This window comes from Acidimicrobiales bacterium (assembly GCA_040219085.1).
Lineage (GTDB): Bacteria > Actinomycetota > Acidimicrobiia > Acidimicrobiales > JAVJTC01 > JAVJTC01.
The window spans coordinates 20,885-38,010 of record JAVJTC010000031.1 but is presented as its reverse complement, the minus strand read 5'-3'; the positions used below and the strand labels follow the sequence as shown (position 1 = coordinate 38,010).

General features: G+C 68.9%; 16 protein-coding genes. 11 read left to right on the top strand and 5 right to left on the bottom strand.

Annotated features, from left to right (window positions below; genetic code table 11):
- The first annotated feature begins 29 nt into the window (after nucleotides 1-29).
- The gene (locus RIE08_13780) at nucleotides 30-1,112 is read left to right on the top strand and encodes a Zn-dependent alcohol dehydrogenase (protein MEQ8718675.1); all 1,083 of its coding nucleotides are present in this window, start codon (nucleotides 30-32) and stop codon (nucleotides 1,110-1,112) included.
- A 33-nt stretch (nucleotides 1,113-1,145) separates the two neighbouring features.
- On the opposite strand, the gene RIE08_13775 is transcribed toward RIE08_13780, so the two are convergent.
- The gene (locus RIE08_13775; protein MEQ8718674.1) at nucleotides 1,146-2,753 is read right to left on the bottom strand and encodes an AMP-binding protein; all 1,608 of its coding nucleotides are present in this window, start codon (nucleotides 2,751-2,753) and stop codon (nucleotides 1,146-1,148) included.
- Between the two features lie 86 nt (nucleotides 2,754-2,839).
- Here RIE08_13775 and RIE08_13770 point away from each other — a divergent pair, with 86 nt between their 5' ends.
- From RIE08_13770 to RIE08_13750, 5 genes are read left to right on the top strand one after another with little or no spacing between them, the layout of a single operon-like run.
- Entirely contained in the window at nucleotides 2,840-4,390 is a 1,551-nt protein-coding gene (locus RIE08_13770) for an aldehyde dehydrogenase family protein (protein ID MEQ8718673.1), read from the top strand.
- A 31-nt stretch (nucleotides 4,391-4,421) separates the two neighbouring features.
- Complete coding sequence (gene tenA, locus RIE08_13765) at nucleotides 4,422-5,102, top strand: thiaminase II (GenBank protein MEQ8718672.1); 681 nt, start codon at nucleotides 4,422-4,424, stop codon at nucleotides 5,100-5,102.
- Complete coding sequence (locus RIE08_13760) at nucleotides 5,099-6,055, top strand: hypothetical protein (GenBank protein ID MEQ8718671.1); 957 nt, start codon at nucleotides 5,099-5,101, stop codon at nucleotides 6,053-6,055. The genes tenA and RIE08_13760 overlap by 4 nt, the downstream gene beginning before the upstream one ends.
- Nucleotides 6,052-6,972, top strand: coding sequence for a ferritin-like domain-containing protein (locus RIE08_13755; GenBank protein MEQ8718670.1), 921 nt, complete (start codon nucleotides 6,052-6,054; stop codon nucleotides 6,970-6,972). Before RIE08_13760 ends, RIE08_13755 begins: the two co-directional genes overlap by 4 nt.
- A gap of 44 nt (nucleotides 6,973-7,016) precedes the next feature.
- Entirely contained in the window at nucleotides 7,017-7,388 is a 372-nt protein-coding gene (locus tag RIE08_13750; protein MEQ8718669.1) for a hypothetical protein, read from the top strand.
- Between the two features lie 488 nt (nucleotides 7,389-7,876).
- Here RIE08_13750 and RIE08_13745 read toward each other — a convergent pair whose 3' ends face one another.
- Nucleotides 7,877-8,941 carry an EamA family transporter gene (locus tag RIE08_13745; GenBank protein MEQ8718668.1) on the bottom strand — a complete coding sequence of 355 codons (1,065 nt, stop codon included), beginning with the start codon at nucleotides 8,939-8,941 and terminating at the stop codon, nucleotides 7,877-7,879.
- Between the two features lie 54 nt (nucleotides 8,942-8,995).
- Here RIE08_13745 and RIE08_13740 point away from each other — a divergent pair, with 54 nt between their 5' ends.
- Entirely contained in the window at nucleotides 8,996-9,520 is a 525-nt protein-coding gene (locus RIE08_13740; protein MEQ8718667.1) for a MarR family transcriptional regulator, read from the top strand.
- Between the two features lie 35 nt (nucleotides 9,521-9,555).
- Here RIE08_13740 and RIE08_13735 read toward each other — a convergent pair whose 3' ends face one another.
- Complete coding sequence (locus tag RIE08_13735) at nucleotides 9,556-10,221, bottom strand: TetR/AcrR family transcriptional regulator (GenBank protein MEQ8718666.1); 666 nt, start codon at nucleotides 10,219-10,221, stop codon at nucleotides 9,556-9,558.
- A gap of 99 nt (nucleotides 10,222-10,320) precedes the next feature.
- On the opposite strand from RIE08_13735, the gene RIE08_13730 reads away from it, so the two are divergent.
- From RIE08_13730 to RIE08_13715, 4 genes are all read left to right on the top strand, one after another.
- Entirely contained in the window at nucleotides 10,321-11,367 is a 1,047-nt protein-coding gene (locus tag RIE08_13730) for an NAD(P)-dependent alcohol dehydrogenase (protein ID MEQ8718665.1), read from the top strand.
- 85 nt (nucleotides 11,368-11,452) lie between these two features.
- The gene (locus tag RIE08_13725; GenBank protein ID MEQ8718664.1) at nucleotides 11,453-12,814 is read left to right on the top strand and encodes an NADH-ubiquinone oxidoreductase-F iron-sulfur binding region domain-containing protein; all 1,362 of its coding nucleotides are present in this window, start codon (nucleotides 11,453-11,455) and stop codon (nucleotides 12,812-12,814) included.
- Between the two features lie 102 nt (nucleotides 12,815-12,916).
- Nucleotides 12,917-13,273 carry a hypothetical protein gene (locus RIE08_13720; GenBank protein MEQ8718663.1) on the top strand — a complete coding sequence of 119 codons (357 nt, stop codon included), beginning with the start codon at nucleotides 12,917-12,919 and terminating at the stop codon, nucleotides 13,271-13,273.
- A 75-nt stretch (nucleotides 13,274-13,348) separates the two neighbouring features.
- Nucleotides 13,349-14,743, top strand: coding sequence for a class II fumarate hydratase (locus tag RIE08_13715; protein ID MEQ8718662.1), 1,395 nt, complete (start codon nucleotides 13,349-13,351; stop codon nucleotides 14,741-14,743).
- Nucleotides 14,744-14,787: 44 nt separating this feature from the next.
- Here the strand turns inward: RIE08_13715 and RIE08_13710 are convergent, their stop codons facing one another.
- Nucleotides 14,788-16,227, bottom strand: a complete 1,440-nt coding sequence (locus RIE08_13710; GenBank protein ID MEQ8718661.1) for an NADH-ubiquinone oxidoreductase-F iron-sulfur binding region domain-containing protein — start codon at nucleotides 16,225-16,227, stop codon at nucleotides 14,788-14,790.
- A gap of 157 nt (nucleotides 16,228-16,384) precedes the next feature.
- Entirely contained in the window at nucleotides 16,385-17,104 is a 720-nt protein-coding gene (locus RIE08_13705) for a flavodoxin family protein (protein MEQ8718660.1), read from the bottom strand.
- Nucleotides 17,105-17,126 lie beyond the last annotated feature (22 nt).

Below are 17,126 nucleotides of genomic sequence, written 5' to 3'. Positions count from 1 at the left end.
CCGGGCGCGCACCGAGGAGGTGTCCCCCGATGAGAGCCGCCCTGTTGCGCTCGGTCCCCGGAGAGTTGACCGTCGAGGAGGTCCAGATCGACGCGCCCGGACCGCGGGAGGTGCTCGTACGCACCGTCGCCGCGGGGGTGTGCCACAGCGACAACCACTACCTGACCGGCGCCTACGACACGCCGGTGCCCACCGTGATGGGCCACGAGTCAGCCGGAGTCGTCGAGGCCGTGGGCGACCAGGTGTCCTACGTGAAGCCCGGTGACCACGTCATCACCTCGTTGTCGGTGTTCTGCGGCCACTGCGAGTACTGCCTGAGCGGCCACATGGCCCTGTGTCCCCACGAGGACACGATGCGCCCGGCGGGCGCGCCCCCGCGCCTGTCCCAGGACGGCGAGGTGATCCACCAGTACGCGGACGTCTCTTCGTTCGCCGAGGAACTACTCGTCCACGAGCACGCTCTCGTCAAGATCCGCCCGGACATGCCCTTCGACCAGGCTGCGCTGATCGGCTGTGCCGTCACCACCGGCCTCGGTGCGGTGTTCCGCACGGCCGCCGTATCCCCCGGGCAGAGCGTCGCCGTGATCGGCTGCGGCGGAGTCGGGCTCAGCGCGATCCAGGGCGCCCGCATCGCCGGTGCCCTGCGGATCATCGCCGTCGACGTCGTCCCCGAGAAGCTCGAGATGGCGAAGCGTTTCGGCGCGACCGACACCATCGACGCCTCGGGAACCGATCCAGCCGGCGAGATCCTCGAGATGACCGGGGGCGGCGTCGACCACGCCTTCGACGCGATCGGCCTCGCCACCACCCCGGCGCAGGCGTTCGCGATGCTCCGCCCCGGTGGGGCGGCGACGATCATCGGGATGATCGCGCTGGGAACGAACATCGAGTTGCCCGGCGTGGACTTCCTCGCGGAGAAGAAGATCCAGGGATCGTGCATGGGCAGCAACCAGTTCCGCACCGACGCGCCACGGTTCGTGGAGTTCTACTTCGACGGTCGCCTGGATCTGGACTCGCTGGTGACCGACCGTCTGCCACTCGATCGCGTCGGCGAGGCGATGGCCGCGCTCGGAGGCGGCAACGTCGCACGAACCGTGATCGGCTTCGACTGAGGCCCTGACCGGGGCCACCCGGACCAGACCGCGTCAACCACCCTCCTCGGGCCCCTCGCCGGCGAGTTCTCGCAGAGCGAACTTCTGAACCTTGCCGGTGGCGTTCTTCGGAAGGTCCCCGAAGATCACCCGGCGGGGAATCTTGTATCCGGCGAGTGTGCTGCGTGCGTGGGCGACGATCTCCTCCTCGGTGACGACGGCACCACGGCGCAGCGTCACGAACGCGGCGGGGGCCTCGCCCCACCGGGGATGGGGCATCGCGACGACGGCGACCTCGGCCACCGCAGGATGCGAGGCGATGGCGCGCTCGACCTCGACCGACGCGATGTTCTCGCCGCCGGAGATGATGACGTCCTTGGCGCGGTCCTTGAGCTCCACGTAGCCGTCGGGGTGCATCACGCCGAGGTCGCCGGTACGGAACCATCCGTCGGGGATGGCCTCCACTGTGGCCGCCGGGTCGTCGAGGTAGCCGGCCATGACGTTGTTGCCCGAAACGGTGATCTCGCCGACGGTGGATGCGTCGGCTGCGACGTCGACGCCGAGCGGGTCCACCACGCGCACACCCGCGGTGATCACGTTTCCCACGCCCTGGCGGGCCTTGAGTGCGGCCTGTTCGGCCGGGCCGAGGGTCGACCACTCGGGATGCCAGTCACACACCACCGACGGCCCGTACGTCTCGGTCAGGCCGTAGAGGTGGGTGACCTCGATCCCGAGCTCTGCGAGTCGGGCGAGCAACGTCGGCGTGGGCGGCGACCCGCCGGTCCCCACCCGGATCGGCGGACCCGACCGCCCTGCGGCGTCGCTGGGCGCATTCTCGACGAGGTCCGTCAACACCGTAGGGGCCGCGTTGAAGTGCGTGATGCCGTGACGGGCGATGGCGTCCCAGATCGCGTCCGGCGTGACCCTGCGCAGCCCGACATGGGTCCCACCGGCCGCGGTCACCGCCCAGGTGAAGCACCACCCGTTGCAATGGAACATCGGCAACGTCCACAAGAACCGCGACTCCGGCCCGAGTCGCATGTGCAGCGCCATCGCCATCGCCTGCAGATACGCCCCACGCGGGTTGTACATGACGCCCTTCGGCCGCCCCGTGGTACCACTCGTGTAGTTGAGAGCGAGCAGTCCCAACTCGTCGTCGAGCGGGTCGTCGAGCGGCTCAGCGGTCGCGAGGAGCGCCTCGTAGTCCCCGTCGACGCCGTTGGAGATCACGACGTCGCAGCGTGTGCCGGCCGCGGCGACCGCCCCGGAAGCCGTGGCCGCGAACTCGTGATCGGCGATCAGTATCCGCGCCCCCGAGTGGGCGAGGATCGCCCCGAGGTCGGCCGCCGTGAGCCGGATGTTGAGGGCCACGAGCACCGCGCCACACGCCGGTACGCCGGTGTGGGCCTCCAACATCACCGTCGTGTTCGGCGCGAGAACCGCCACCCGGTCGCCCGGGGCTGTTCCGGCCGCCCTCAGTCCCCCCGCCAACCGCTGAGCCCGGGACCACAGCTCGCCGTAGCTCAACTCCACGTCGCCGTCGATCACGCCGGTCCGATCCGCATGGACCTGACCCGCCCGACGCAAAAAGGACACCGGATGCAGCGGCGTGTACGACGGTGGCCGAACGGGATCGCCATCTCTCGGCCGGTCATGCGACATGTCGCCCCCTCCGTGAACATCGTGCAGTCTTGCGACTCCCCCGCCGACCGCGTACTTTGCATCTTAGATCTCAGATCCTCCCGGGCATGACGCCCACACGGGATCTGGCGCTCATGCGACCCGGCGGTGCGGCCACCGGGCGGACGAAACGGGAGTCGGACGTGGAACTGCTCGAATCGGTACGGACGTTCATCGGCTCGGAGCGGGCCAATCTCATCGGAGGAGACTGGACCACCGGTCGCGACGGCCACTTCGACGTCGAGAACCCCGCCACAGGGGAGATCCTGACCACCGTTCCCCAGGCCGGCGCGGCCGACGTCGATGACGCCGTCGCTGCAGCCCGCGACGCCCTCGCCGGGTGGCGAGCGATGGCGCCCACCGCGCGGGCACAGCTCATGTGGCGACTCGGGGACCTCATCGAGACCCACGCGGACGAGTTCGCCCAACTGGACGTGTTGGACAACGGCAAGACCTACGGCGACGCGATGGCCGTCGACCTCCCGCTGACCATCGAGATCTTCCGCTACTACGCCGGCTGGGTGACCAAGATCGAGGGCCGCCAGCTGCCGGTGTCGCTTCCGGACTTCCACACCTACACCCGACGCGAACCGATGGGCGTCGTGGGTGCGATCGTGCCCTGGAACTTCCCTCTGCTCATGTGCGGCTACAAGCTCGGCCCGGCTCTGGCCGCGGGCAACACCGTGGTCCTCAAGCCCGCCGAACAGACCCCGTTGTCGGCTCTCCGCCTCGGCGAGCTGATCATGGAGGCCGGCTTCCCGCCGGGTGTCGTGAACATCCTTACCGGCGACGGTCCCGGAACGGGCGCACCCCTGGCGGCCCACGACGGTGTGGACAAGGTCTCCTTCACCGGCGATTTCGAAACCGGCCGCAAAATCCTCGACGCCTCCAAGGGGAACCTGAAGCGTGTGACGCTCGAGCTCGGCGGAAAGTCGCCGAACATCGTGTTCGCGGACGCCGACATCGACGCCGCTGTGGAGGGTGCGTTCGGTGCCGTCTTCTTCAACCAGGGCCAGTGCTGCATCGCGGGTGCGCGGCTCTTCGCCCACACAGACATCGCCGATGAGCTCACGGCGCGCCTCGTGGAGAAGGCCGGCTCGATCCACCTCGGCAACGGACTCGACGACGGCACCGACATGGGGCCGCTCGTGTCCCAGACCCAACTCGACCGGGTCCTGGGCCACGTCGAGACGGCCCGCTCCCAGGGAGCGACGGTCCTCGTCGGCGGTGAACGCGGCGACGGCGCGCTGTCGTCGGGCCACTTCATCCGACCGACCGTTCTCACCGACGTCGACCCGACGATGGCCGTGATGCAGGACGAGGTCTTCGGCCCCGTCGTGGCAGTGTCCACCTTCGACGATGAGAGCGCCGTCGTGGCGACGGCCAATGACATCCGCTTCGGGCTCGCCGCCGGCATCTGGACCACTGACGTGCGTCGCGCCCACCGCGTGGCTGCGGCCCTGAGCGCGGGCACCGTGTGGGTCAACACCTACGGGATGTTCGACGTCGCCGCCCCGTACGGCGGCTTCAAGATGAGTGGCTACGGCCGTGAACTCGGCGAGGAATCGCTCGACGCGTACCTGCAGTCCAAGACCGTATGGGTCAACCTCGCCGAGTGAGATCCGCCACCGAACTCCGGGAGGAACCGTGATGGCCCGCTTCACCGAGGCACTGAGGGAACCGTACGACGCAATCTGGGAGACGCTGCTCGCGAACCGGTTCGTCGCGGACATGGCCGACGGCACCCTCCCGCCGGAGAAGTTCCGCTACTACATCGAGCAGAACCTCCAGTACCTCCCCGAGTACGCGAAGGTCCTGGGGCTGGGCGCCGCCCGGGCCACGAGCCGGGCAGAGCTGGAACGCTTCACCCACTCGCTGTCCCAGATCGTCGACGTGGAGCTGGACACGAACCGGCGCCTGCGCGACGCGATCGTCGCACTGGGCGCCGCCGACCACGGCGCTGCGACCGAACCCTCCCCCACCTGTCTCGCCTACACCAGCTACCTGGTCGCGACTGCGTCGACCGGTGACTCGCTCGACATCATGGCGGCGATCCTTCCGTGTGCCTGGAGCTACCACGAGATCGCCCTGCGCCATCCCGAGCCCGCCTCGCACCCGGTGTACAGCGACTGGCTCGGCTTCTTCGCCAGTGACGAGTACGGCACCTACCTGAAGGGACTGCTCGGCGAGCTCGACGAGGTGGTGGGCGACGTCGACGAGCGGGACCTGCCGCGCCTACGGCGCCGCTTCCTGGCCGGAGCCCGCTTCGAGGCGGCATTCTGGGACATGGCCTACACGATGCAGACCTGGCCGGACGCGGCGACCCCGTGACCACCGAATCGGTCACCCTGTCCCGGGACGAGCCGTTCCCGCTGCCGACCGAACGCCGCTATCCGCTCGATCTCTCCACCCGGATCCCAGAGCTGCGACGGCTCTATCACGAGTCGAACGCGTCGATCTGGAACGTCGCCGACGATCTCGACATCACTGCGATCGATGTCGACCGACTCGACGATCAGACCCGGGCGGCGGCTGCGCTCAGCTGGTCCCGGCGTGCGTGGCTGTCCTTCGCCGACATCTCCGAGTCCGAGGCCGCCCTCGTGAGAAGCTGCCTCGAACTCGACCGGGAGGCCGACTTCAAGTTCGTCCTCGCCACCCGGGGAACCGAGCGGGCGGTCGCGGCCGACGCGTGCCACCGCATCGCGCAGCGTCTCGGCGGGTACCGGGCGACGCCACCGGAGGGAACAGAAGCGCTCTTCACCGCGGAACCGATCAGACGGGCACTCGACGAGCGGGTCGACTTCGACGCCTACGTCGTCGCCCACTTCGTCGTCCTCGCGACCATCGACCGCGCGCTCCTCGAGACCGCCGTGGCCGCGACGACCGACGCCACGTGTCGGGGCGCCCTGGAACGGATACTCGTGGACATCGAGCGTCAGGAGACCGCCGGACGAATCTACGCGGAAGCACGCCTGGACCGCCTCGACGACGACGCACGGGCAACCGTGACGGCCAACGTCGTCGACGTCGTCCGCCTCGACGTTCTGAGCGGACGGCGCTGCGTCGCCTTCGTCGACGAGGACATCGCGGGCGGAGCCGAGCTGCGCATGGCCGAGGAGCTCACCGCACACGCTGGTCTCGGCGCCGCGACCCTCGTCGCTCAGGGTGAGGCCGTCACGGCCGCCCTGGCGGCGCTGCACGCAGACCTCGACCGTCTCGGCCTCGACGGTGGAGCCGCCACGTCGATCGAGACCGCGCCCGCATCCCCGAGGAGCCCACGGTGACTGCACCGACACCACCCCACGACGTACTCGAGCTCCCGGACCACCACGTTTCACTCGACCTGGGCGAGACGGTCCCGGCGATCCGCCGTATGTACCGCGCCGCGGTCAAGACCGCCTGGGATCCCGAGACCGCGATCCCCTGGGACGAGGTGAACCCCGAGCAGTACAGCCCCGAGGTCATCGAGGCGGCCCGGGTCTACTGGTCACGACGGGCGTGGGGCGAGTACGGGGCCATCTCTGAGAGCCCCGCCATGCAGTTCCGCTACGTCCTCGAGGGTCGCGAGCCGGACCTCAGTCTCTTCTGGGCGCTACGCACCCAGGAAGAGGTCCGCCATGCCGAGGTGTGCATGCGCATGGCCGACGCCCTCGGTGGTTACCACCTGCAACCCTCCGACGAGGAGTTGAAGGCGATCGCCGGCGCGCTGGGCACGCGTGCCCGGGTGCTCGACAGGTCACGGCCGCTCGAGGTGACGATCGCCGGACTCGTCTGTGTCGCTGAGACGGTCGTCTACGACGTCTTTCTCGAACTCGTTCGGGCCGCTACGAACCCGGTGGCGAAGCAGATCTTCCGGCTCATCCTGCGCGACGAGGTCCGCCACTGCGACTTCGGCTGGGAGTACCTCGCCCACCGCGCACCGCAGATGTCGGCCGATGAACTCGAGGACTGCCGCCAGGCGATGATCTCGATGATCCGGGACGTCGAGCTGGCCGGCTACCGGTCGGCGTGGCTCGCAGTCGATCCGACGCCAGAGGAGGTGGCTGTCGACGAGTTGGTGTTCGACGCCGGCCTGGGCGGCGTCCGAGCCGAATGGGAAGGGCCGATCGTGGTCGCGTCCATCAGGGCCATCCGCGGACGCGCCGCCGGGCTCGGCCTCGAGCTGCCGACCTTCCAGCACCACCTCCTGGGTGAGATCTGACACGACAGACGGCACGAAGATCACCATCGCCCTAGTGTTCGGCGATGGGTGTTTTCGGACGTAAGGGCGACGAGGCGGAGATCCGAGCCGAGATCGACCGGCTCAGTTCGCTCGCGCTGAACGACCTCGCTTCGGAGATCATGGACACGTTGGTGGCCATGGACGACCTGCCACGCGGTGCCCGCGGACCCGACGACTATGAGGTCGTCGACGCCATGATCGGTAGGAAGTCGACGAGCGCCGACAAGCTCGACCTCGTGGGAGTCATCGCTGAGGGCCTCCAGGTCCTCGAGCACGCCGGGCTCGTCTATCCCGTCGTCGGACTCCGCAACCAGTCCTATTCGATGAACTACGCAGTGACCCGCGCTGGGGCGGCGGCCGCTGCGGCCGGAACGGTCCGCCAGCTCGTCGGCTGAGCCCTCCCACCGAACGCCTCCCCGGCGACGAGGTACCGGCGAGGAGGCCCTCAGCCCCGGGTCCTCGGATGTTTCGGGAGAAGAATGCCCGGCTGCGACGTCTCATCCCTTCGAGCGCACCGGCAGGGAGTCACAGCGGGCGTCGCTCCGCCACCCAACCCACCTATGAGGCCCCGAAGGCCTCCCCGGCCCCACCAGAGGCACACGATGAAGACCGCTACTCCAACAGCGCAAGCCGGCGTCGCCCACGAGGTCTCCCCCACCGACGGTCCAGGCGACCGGGCCGGGGCGGGATCCGTCGAGGCGAACACGCTGAGGTCTGCAAGCCCGGCGACCTCGACGATCACCCTTCCCGGCGGTGGCGTCCTCGATAGCCGTCGGCTCCCGGGAACGGTCGAGGTCCGCATCGTCGGAGAGGTCGACATGTTCGACCGCCAGACGTTCAAGGGGGCCTTCGCCGCATTGGAATCGGAGCCCGTGCCGTTTCTCTACGTGCTCGCCGACGCAGCGACGTTCATCGAGTCGTCCTGTCTCGACGCGATGGCACAGACAGCCGCCGTCCGAGCGCGAGCCGGCGGGAGCACGGTCGTGTCCGGATTGCGCGAACCCTTCGCGACCGCCTGGTCGCTGGCGACTCTTCGTTGTGCCGATGAACCACCCGCGCCGCTCGTCGGTCGCTGACCGATCCAGATGGCCGCCAGAACAAGAATGGCTCCGGCGATCTGCGCGGCGGCGAGCTTCTGGTCCAGGACGAGGTATCCCGCAGCGGTTGCCACCACCGGGCTCATGAGGCCGAGGATCGAGACCTGGCCGACGGGGATCCGACTGATACCGCGGAACCAGAGGAGGTAGGCGATCGCCGTCCCGCCGGTCGCCAACCACGCGAAGCCCGCGAGGTTGGCCGCACTGAGGTGACCCGGCACGCCCTCGACGGCGAGCGCCAACGGCATCAGAACGAGCCCACCCGCGATCAGCTGCCAACTCGTGAAGGCGACGAGAGGCACGGGTCGACCCCATCGCTTGGTCAGGACGACCCCGGTCGCCATCGACAGCGCCCCGGCGAGACCTGCGATCACCCCGACCGCATCGAGGGACGCGTCGGAGCGCAGCACGAGCAGGCCGACACCCACGATGCCGAGCAACCCGGCGACCGCCGTCGTCGCCCGGAACCGTTCGCGTAACCACAGCGCGGCGAGCCCCGCCGCGATGAGCGGCTGCACCGCCCCGAGGGTCGCCGCCACCCCGCCCGGCAGCCGGTAGGCAGCGACGAAGAGAAGGGCGAAGAACGCGCCGATGTTGAAGACACCGAGCACCGCGGCCTTCCACCACCACGAGCCGACGGGTCGGTGCGGGGACAGCGCTGCGAGTGCGAACCCGGCCGGGAGAGCCCGGACCACGCCGGCCAGAAGCGGGCGCCCGTCGGGTAGGAGTTCGGTGGTGACGACGTAGGTGAGGCCCCATGCAGCCGGCGCGGCGGCCGTGACCAGCAGGTCGAGTCGGCGAAACGGCGCCGGCGAGAGCACCCCGTCGGCACCGTCGTTGAAGGTGGCCATTGCGTTTCTCCCTCAGCAGCTTTATCTTGTTATTAAGATACTCAGGAGATAGTGATGAGTCAAGAAGCTTTGTCCCAAGATATCTCGGAGCGCGACGCCATCGACGAGATCGTCGCCCAGTGGGAGCGGGAACGACCCGACCTCGACCCGGGCGGAAAACACATCACCGGGCGGGTCGTGCGGTTGGCCACCCTGTTCCAGGAGACGTTCGGGCGGGAGTTCGCCCCCCTCGGGCTCACCGACGGCGAGTACGGGATCCTGGCCCCGCTGCGGCGGACGGGAGCGCCCTACGCCCTGAGCCCGACCGAACTCGCCCGCCACCGGATGATCACCTCGGGCGGAATGACGGCGGCCCTCGACCGCCTGGAACGAAAGGGTCTGATCTCGCGTCAGCCGAACCCCGACGACCGAAGAAGCAACCTCGTCGCGCTCACCGATGAGGGTCTGGCGACCGTCGATGCGGCCATGCGCGTCCACGCCGAGGCGGAGTTGCGCCTGGCAGCAGCCCTCGACCCGGCCGAGCGGGCGACGCTGGCCGGCCTCCTACGCCGCCTCGTCGTCGCCACGGAATCGACCTAGCGACGTGGTGCTGTGACCGACCCGGACGGTCGGGCTCACCCGCCCTCGGCGTCGACCGCGCGGGCCAGCCCGTCGAGAATGAGATCGAGGCCGTACTCGAAGGATGCGCCGAAGCTGTAGCCGGGTCGCAGGGCAACCGCGGAGACGAACTCCACGAGGGCCGGAAACTGCTCGTCCGGCATCGCCGCGACGAGGTCGTCGGCGAGGTCCGTGATCTCCCCGCCACCACCGAACGGAAGGTTGGCCTCCTGGAGGGTGAACCCGTAGAGATAGCTGTCGACGACCGCGTACGCGTGAGCCGTCAGAGCGAACGAGAGACCACCTCGTCGCAGGCAGGCGATCACGGCGTCGTGGTGGGTCAGCGTCGCCAGGCCCGGAGACGTGCGCGATTCCATCAACGGTGGCGCCCACGGGTGGCGGTTGAGGACCGATCGGGCAGAGACGCAGCGGGTCCGGATCGCATCCTGCCAGTCCAGGTCCTCGGGCGGCAGCACGATCTCGCCGAAGACGATGTCGACCATTCCGTCGAGGATCTCCTCCTTCGACGGCACGTGGTGATAGATGCTCATCGGCTTCACCCCGAGGTGATCGGCGAGCCGGCGCATTGTCAGCGCCTCGACTCCGATCCGGTCCGCCAGGTCCACCGCGCCCCGCAGGACGCGTTCGGGCGTGAGCGGCTGCCGCTGCTCACTCGTGGTCATCGGACCCCCTTTTCCGCACGACACTTGACACCCGTACTTAGTACTGTCATGCTCACCCTACTACCTTACTAAGTACGAGCACTCCTTCGAAGGAACACGATGGCAACGCATCACAGCCCACCCGAGTCCCGCAAGACTTCGCCGCACCCGGGCGACACCATGACCGCTGTCTTGCAGCGCCGCTACGGATCGGCCGACACACTGACCGTCGGCGAGACGCCGGTTCCCGCGATCGGACCCGACGAGGTCCTCGTCGAGGTCCACGCCGCCGGCGTCGACCGCGGCGTCTGGCACCTGATGACCGGTCAGCCCTACCTCGTGCGACTGGCGGGGTACGGGCTCCTCCGGCCGAAGAACCCCGTACCCGGCCTCGACGTGTCGGGGCGCGTGGTCGCCATCGGCGAGGCAGTCACCCGCTTCGCCGTCGGTGACGCCGTCTTCGGAATCGCCAGAGGTGCCTACGCGCAGTACGCCGCAGCGCCGGAGTCGAAACTCGCCCACAAGCCCCAGAGCCTCTCGTTCGAACAGGCAGCGGTCGCATCCATCTCGGGGATCACCGCGCTGCAGGCACTGACCGACAAGGGAGACCTACGGGCCGGCCAGAGCGTTCTCGTCATCGGGGCATCCGGCGGAGTCGGCAGCTACGCCGTGCAACTCGCCAAGGCTCTGGGTGCGCAGGTCACCGGCGTCGCCAGCGCCGCCAAAGCCGAACTGGTCCGCTCACTCGGCGCCACCGAGGTCCTCGACTACGAGACAGACGACTACCTCGACGGGACGAGGACATACGACCTGATCGTCGACATCGGCGGCCGCAACCCCCTGCGTCGTCTTCGGAGCGCCCTCGAGCCCGACGGGACTCTCGTCGTGGTCGGGGGCGAAGGCGGCAACCGGTTGACCGGGGGTTTCGGCCGGTCGATCCGAGCGAGCGCCCTCTCGCCGTTCGTCTCCCAGCGCCTCACGATGTTCGTGGCGGCCGAGGACCACGTCTGGATCGACCGCCTCGCCTCCCATCTGGCGAACGGATCGGTCGTTCCGTTCGTCGGCGCCCGCCACCCGCTCGCGGACACGCCCACCGCCATTGGCGATCTCGAGGCCGGGAGGGCCCGCGGCAAGTCGGTCATCGTCGTCCGCGACGAGCGCCCCTGAGACTCCCCCGTATCGCCACGACGCCCGGCGACGACCGTGCGGTACGGACCTAGAGTGGCCTCAACACGCGACCCCGGGAGCATCCATGGCCGTCAATCGTCTGGTCTCAGGCCGGAAGCCCGTCGATTCGCTCGACCACCATCTCGCTTCAGGCGGCGGCGAGGCGCTGATGGCCGCCGAGGCCCTCGGGCCCGACGGCGTGCTCGACGAGTTGGAGATCTCGGGCCTGCGGGGTCGCGGTGGCGCCGGCTTCCCGACGGCAACCAAGTGGCGTTCGATCGTCGCCGGTGGAGCATCCGCCGGAACGCGCTTCGTCGTCGCGAACGGCGCCGAGGGAGAACCCGGGACCTTCAAGGACCGTTACCTCATGCGCCGCAACCCCTACCTCCTCGTCGAGGGTCTGCTCATCGCCGCACGCACGGTTGGCGCCGAACGCGCCTTCATCGCCCTGAAGGCGTCCTTCGAGACGGAGCGGGCCAGGTTGATCCGCGCGGTGGCGGAGGTCGAGGACGCGGGTTGGGCGCCCGACGTACGCATCGACCTGGTCGCAGGGCCCGACGAGTACCTCTTCGGCGAGGAGAAGGCCCTCCTCGAGGTGATCGAGGGCGAGGATCCACTCCCGCGGATGTTCCCGCCCTACGTGTACGGCCTGTTCACGAACAGCCCGCAGATGGGCTGGTCCGCCGGCGACACCCTCGATGCCCGAGCCGGCGGCTCCAACCCGACACTCGTCAACAACGTGGAGACCCTGTGCACGGTTCCGGTGATCGTGCGTGACGGCGGTGAGGCCTACCGGACGTTCGGCACCGGCGAGTCCCCCGGAACGTTCATCGCCACGGTCTCGGGTGACACGGTCCGCCACGGTGTGGACGAGTTCGAGATGGGCACCCCGGTAGCGGAGGTCCTCGCCGTTCTCGGAGGCGGCGTGGCGGGCGGTCGCTCGCTCCGCTACGTCCTGTCCGGCGTCGCGAACCCAGTACTGGGGGCCGGTGACCTGGACGTTCCGGCGAGCCACGAGGGTCTCGAGGCGATCGGTTCAGGCCTCGGCACGGGCGGGTTCATCGTCTACGACGATCGCACCGACCCGATCGAGCTCGCCGCCGCCGTCTCGAGGTTCCTATCGGTCGAGTCGTGCGGTCAGTGCCCTGCCTGCAAACTCGGCTGCGGCGCTGTCACCGAGATGTTGGAGTCGGCCCCGGAGCGTCGGCTCGACGTCGGCGCGCTGTCGGCCCGGCTGCGCCAGGTGAGCGACGGTGCGCGCTGCTATCTGCCGACGCAGGAGCAGCGGGTGCTCGCCAGCCTGCTCCCGGACATCCGCGCGGGCGTCACCGGTGAGACCCGGGGACTCCTCGTCACGAAGCTGGTCGACCTGGGCGAAGACCGCTTCGACATCGACGAGCGGCAGCGTCACAAGCAACCCGACTGGACGTATTCCGACGACGTGTGACGCACTGCGACGGACGCGTGTCGTGGTTTCGCCGTCGATCCCGACGGGAAACGTCCATCGAGACCATTCCACATCCGCACCGGGACCACCTCTGGAGGATCGATGTCATCAGAGCAATCGACAACACCGCCGGGCCTCACCATCATGGAGGCCCTGGAGTCCGCCGCCGACGCGGGCTACACGACGCAGTTCCGTTCCGTCGAGGGCGGAGAGGTCCGGTGCGAGGCCGGTGGCCACCGGGTCAATCCGGCGGCGATCAGCGCCGGGTCCATCTGGCGCATCGAAGGCACGAGCGACGCCGCCGACATGATGATCGTCGCGGCTGTCACCTGTCCCCGATGCGACGCGCGGGGGACCCTGACCCTCGGCTACGGACCGAACACGTCGGCGGCCGATGAAGCCGTGCTGCACCATCTCGACATCGGGGACGGCGCCCACCCGGGCACCGTCACGACCTGACGACGCCCCGACTGTCGGAACCGGCAACCGGGCCGGCCACTGTGAGAGGCACCCAGAACGAACCCGGGAGACCCGATGGATCCAGCACACCGCATCGAAACCGACTCGCTGGGTGCGGTCCGGGTACCTGCCGGCGCCAGGTGGGGGGCGCAGACCCAGCGCGCCGTCGAGAACTTCGTCGTGTCGGGTCGACGCGTCGACCCCGACATCGTGCATGCACTCGCGACCATCAAGACACATGCGGCTGAGGTGAACGGTGCAGCGGGTCGCATCGACTCGACGATCGCAGGCGCCATCGCGGATGCCGCACGCGAGGTGTCCGAGGGGCGCTGGGACGACGAGTTCCCCGTCGACGTCTTCCAGACCGGTTCGGGGACGTCGACCAACATGAACGTGAACGAGGTCGTCGCGAACATCGCATCGCAGCGCTGCGGAGTCACGGTCCACCCGAACGATCACGTCAACCACGGCCAGTCGTCGAACGACACGTTTCCATCGGCGGTGCGTATCGCTGTCGCTCTCGCCGTCCGCGACCACCTCCTCGGTGCCTGTCGCAGGCTTTCGTCGTCTCTGGGCGCGACCGGTGACCGCCTCGGGGGGGTCGTGAAAGCCGGCAGAACCCACCTGATGGACGCCACGCCGGTGACCCTCGGCCAGGAGTTCCGCGGGTATGCGGCCCAGATCGACCAGGCGATCGAACGCATCGAAGCCGTGCTGCCGCGGCTCTGTCGACTTCCGCTCGGTGGTACGGCGACGGGGACCGGCCTGAACGCGCCCGAAGGCTTCGCAGGCGCTGTCATCGCGGCGCTGGCCGCCGAGACGGGCCTGGGTCTCGTCGAGGCCCCGGACCACTTCGCGGCGCAGGGTTCATGCGACGACCTCGTCGAGATGTCCGGCGCCGTGCGCGTCCTCGCGGTGGCGTTGACCAAGATCGCCAACGACCTGCGCTGGATGGCGTCGGGTCCGGCGACCGGACTCGCCGAGATCACCCTTCCGGAGCTGCAGCCCGGGTCCTCGATCATGCCCGGAAAGGTCAACCCGGTCATCTGTGAGACGGTGACCCAGGTCGCCGCCCGTGTGTTCGGCCACGACGCCACAGTGGGTTTCGCCGGCTCCCAGGGCTCGTTCGAGTTGAACACCTACCAACCGGTGATCGCCGACGCGCTTCTCGATGCCGTGAAGCTCTGCGCTGCCGCCTGTCGACTACTCGCTGGTACGACTGTGGACGGGCTGACAGCGGACGAGGCGAGATGTCGGCGCTACGCGGAGTCAACGCCTGCGCTCGCGACGGCGCTGGCTCCGGTCATCGGCTACGACGAAGCCGCATCGGTTGTGAAAGAAGCCCTTCGAACGGGTGCCACGATCATTTCGGTGGTCGTCGAACGGGGACTGATGGGCGAGTCCGAGGCCCGCTCGCTACTGGACGTCGAGGCGATGACCCGTCCGGGGATCCGCGGCAGCGGCGACTGAGCAGTGGCGACTGAACGGCACGGGGCGCGGCGGGCCCCGCCAGTTCAGCCGGACTCGCGAGTTGCGTCGATGCGATCGGCGGGCGCACTGCCCGAGTCGGCCGTGTTCGTCCAGTCAGCCGAGACCTCGAGATGGCCCGTATCGAGGCTCGCCCGGCCGTCGCTGATGTCGGTCACCGGTGCCACGAGGAACGCGTCGGCCGCCGGCACCTCGCCCTTCGAGTGAAGTTCGAATATCTCGGGAGCGGCGGAGAACAGGGAGCGCACGGTCTTCTCATGTTGGGTGGCGAGGTAGCAGCGGGCGCTGTCCGCCACGGTGTGGAGCTTCTCGTCGACGACTGTCAGCAGTTCGGGGGAACCCGCCGACCGGCGTAGCGAGTCGAGACTCTCGGCGATGGCCAGGCCGTCGACCTTGCACGGCTCGCACTGACCACACGATTCGACGGCGAGAAAGCGCGAAACCCCGTGCGCCACCGCTACGAGGTCGGTCTCGTCGTCGAACACCGTGAACCCTGCCGCTCCCAGGCCCGAACCCACGGCGCTCATCGCATCGTGGGACAGCTCCGTGTCGAGAGCGTCACCGAAGAGGGCGGGATTGGCGACGCCCGACATCGCGCCGGTGATCCTGCGGCCGGGACGCGACCCCTCGCCGATGGTCTCGATCGCCTCACGCAGCGTGACCCCGGCGGGAAGCTCGGCGACCCCGTGGCGGGCGGTGGCACCCACGACGGTCACGAGAAGGGTTCCGGGCGTGTCGCCGGTCCCGGTTAGACGGAACTCGTCGGCGCCGTGGCGGAGGATCGGGCCGATGTTCGCGAGCGTCTCGGCATTGTTGACGAGCGTCGGTGGCGACTTGGTCTCCGTCGACGGCCCGGCGAAGCGTGTCGATGCCGGCGCAACGGCGGATTCGGATCCCTCCCGGTAGGGCGGGGCGATGCGCGGGAACGGTGGCCGACCACCGATCACCTCCAACAACGCCGTCTCCTCGCCGAACAGATAGCGGTCAGGCCCGGTCACGACCTCGAGTGAGACGTCCGGGGACCAACCGGCAGCGACGATCTCGTCCACCGCCGCCTGCAGCCGATCGACAGCGCGGTGGAACTTCTCCTTGGTGGCGATGACGGCCGTGTCCGCTCCCACCGCGACCGCTGCGACCAGGGCTCCCTCGATGACCGAGTAGGGATCCCGACTCACGAGGGTGCGATCCTTGAAGGTCGCCGGCTCGCCCTCCGCGGCGTTCACCACCACTGTCGAGGGAAGCGACGGGGACCGGTTTTCCGCAACGGTTCGCCACTTCGTCCCCGTCGGAAATCCGGCGCCGCCGCGGCCGCGCAGTCCAGCGGCCTCGATCTCGGCGATGACGGCTTCCGGACCCACGCGGTGGGCCAGGTCGATGGCGGCACCACCTCCCCGGGACCGGTGGGCGGCGAGATCCGCGACCGCCGCCTCGGGAAGTACGCGCTGGGCTTGGCTGACTGTCTCCATGTCAGCAGCGTTCCCCGCTCGACGTGTGCGAAACACCGTCGGGCCGCCGACGGCCGGTTCCCACCGGCGACGAGGGAGCACCCGTTCCGCTCCGCCTCTCCGACGTGGACAGCCTCGACCCGGGACACGGACCCGGCAGGTAGAGCAGGGCCGCCGGTCAGTCGACGATCTGGTCGGCGGCGTTCGCGACCTCCCGCCAGTGGTCAGGCTGGTTGCCCACTGCAGGAATCCCGCCGTTGTCCCGCAGGAGGCGGGCCATGTGCACGAGGTTCCACGCCATGATCGTCGCGTTGCGGTTCGTGAACTCGTTGTCGTAGCCCACAGGGACGTCGCCGTCGCCTTCGGACTGGTCCCCGTAGCTCGGACCGGGCCCGACCTCGCCGATCCAACCACAGTCCGCCTGCGGCGGGATGGTGTATCCGACGTGCTGGAGGGCGTAGAGGACGTCGCGGGCGCAGGTCTTCACGCCGTCCTCGTTGCCGGTCACGACACATCCGGCGACCTTGCCGTAGTAGATGTACTGTCCGGCGTCGTTCATGTCGGCGCTGTAGGCGTAGATCCGCTCGATCACCAACGCGGCGACACTCGAGACCGCGCCGAGCCAGATCGGCGTGCCGATGACCAGGATGTCCGCGCCCTCGACCTTCTTCTGGATCGAAGGCCAGTCGTCGTGGCCGCCGGTCTCCCTGGAGAGGTCCTTCGCCATGCCGACTGCGATGTCGTGGTCGAGCGCGTGGAGGATCTCGACCTCGACCCCCTCGGAGCGCATCACGCCTGCGACACGCTGCATGAGTCGGCGGGTGTGCGAGTCCGCCGCCGTCCTCTTCAACGAGCAGTTGACGAAAAGGGCGCTGATGGGGGTACCCGACGTTCTCATGACCAGGGTGTTCCCCGTTGGG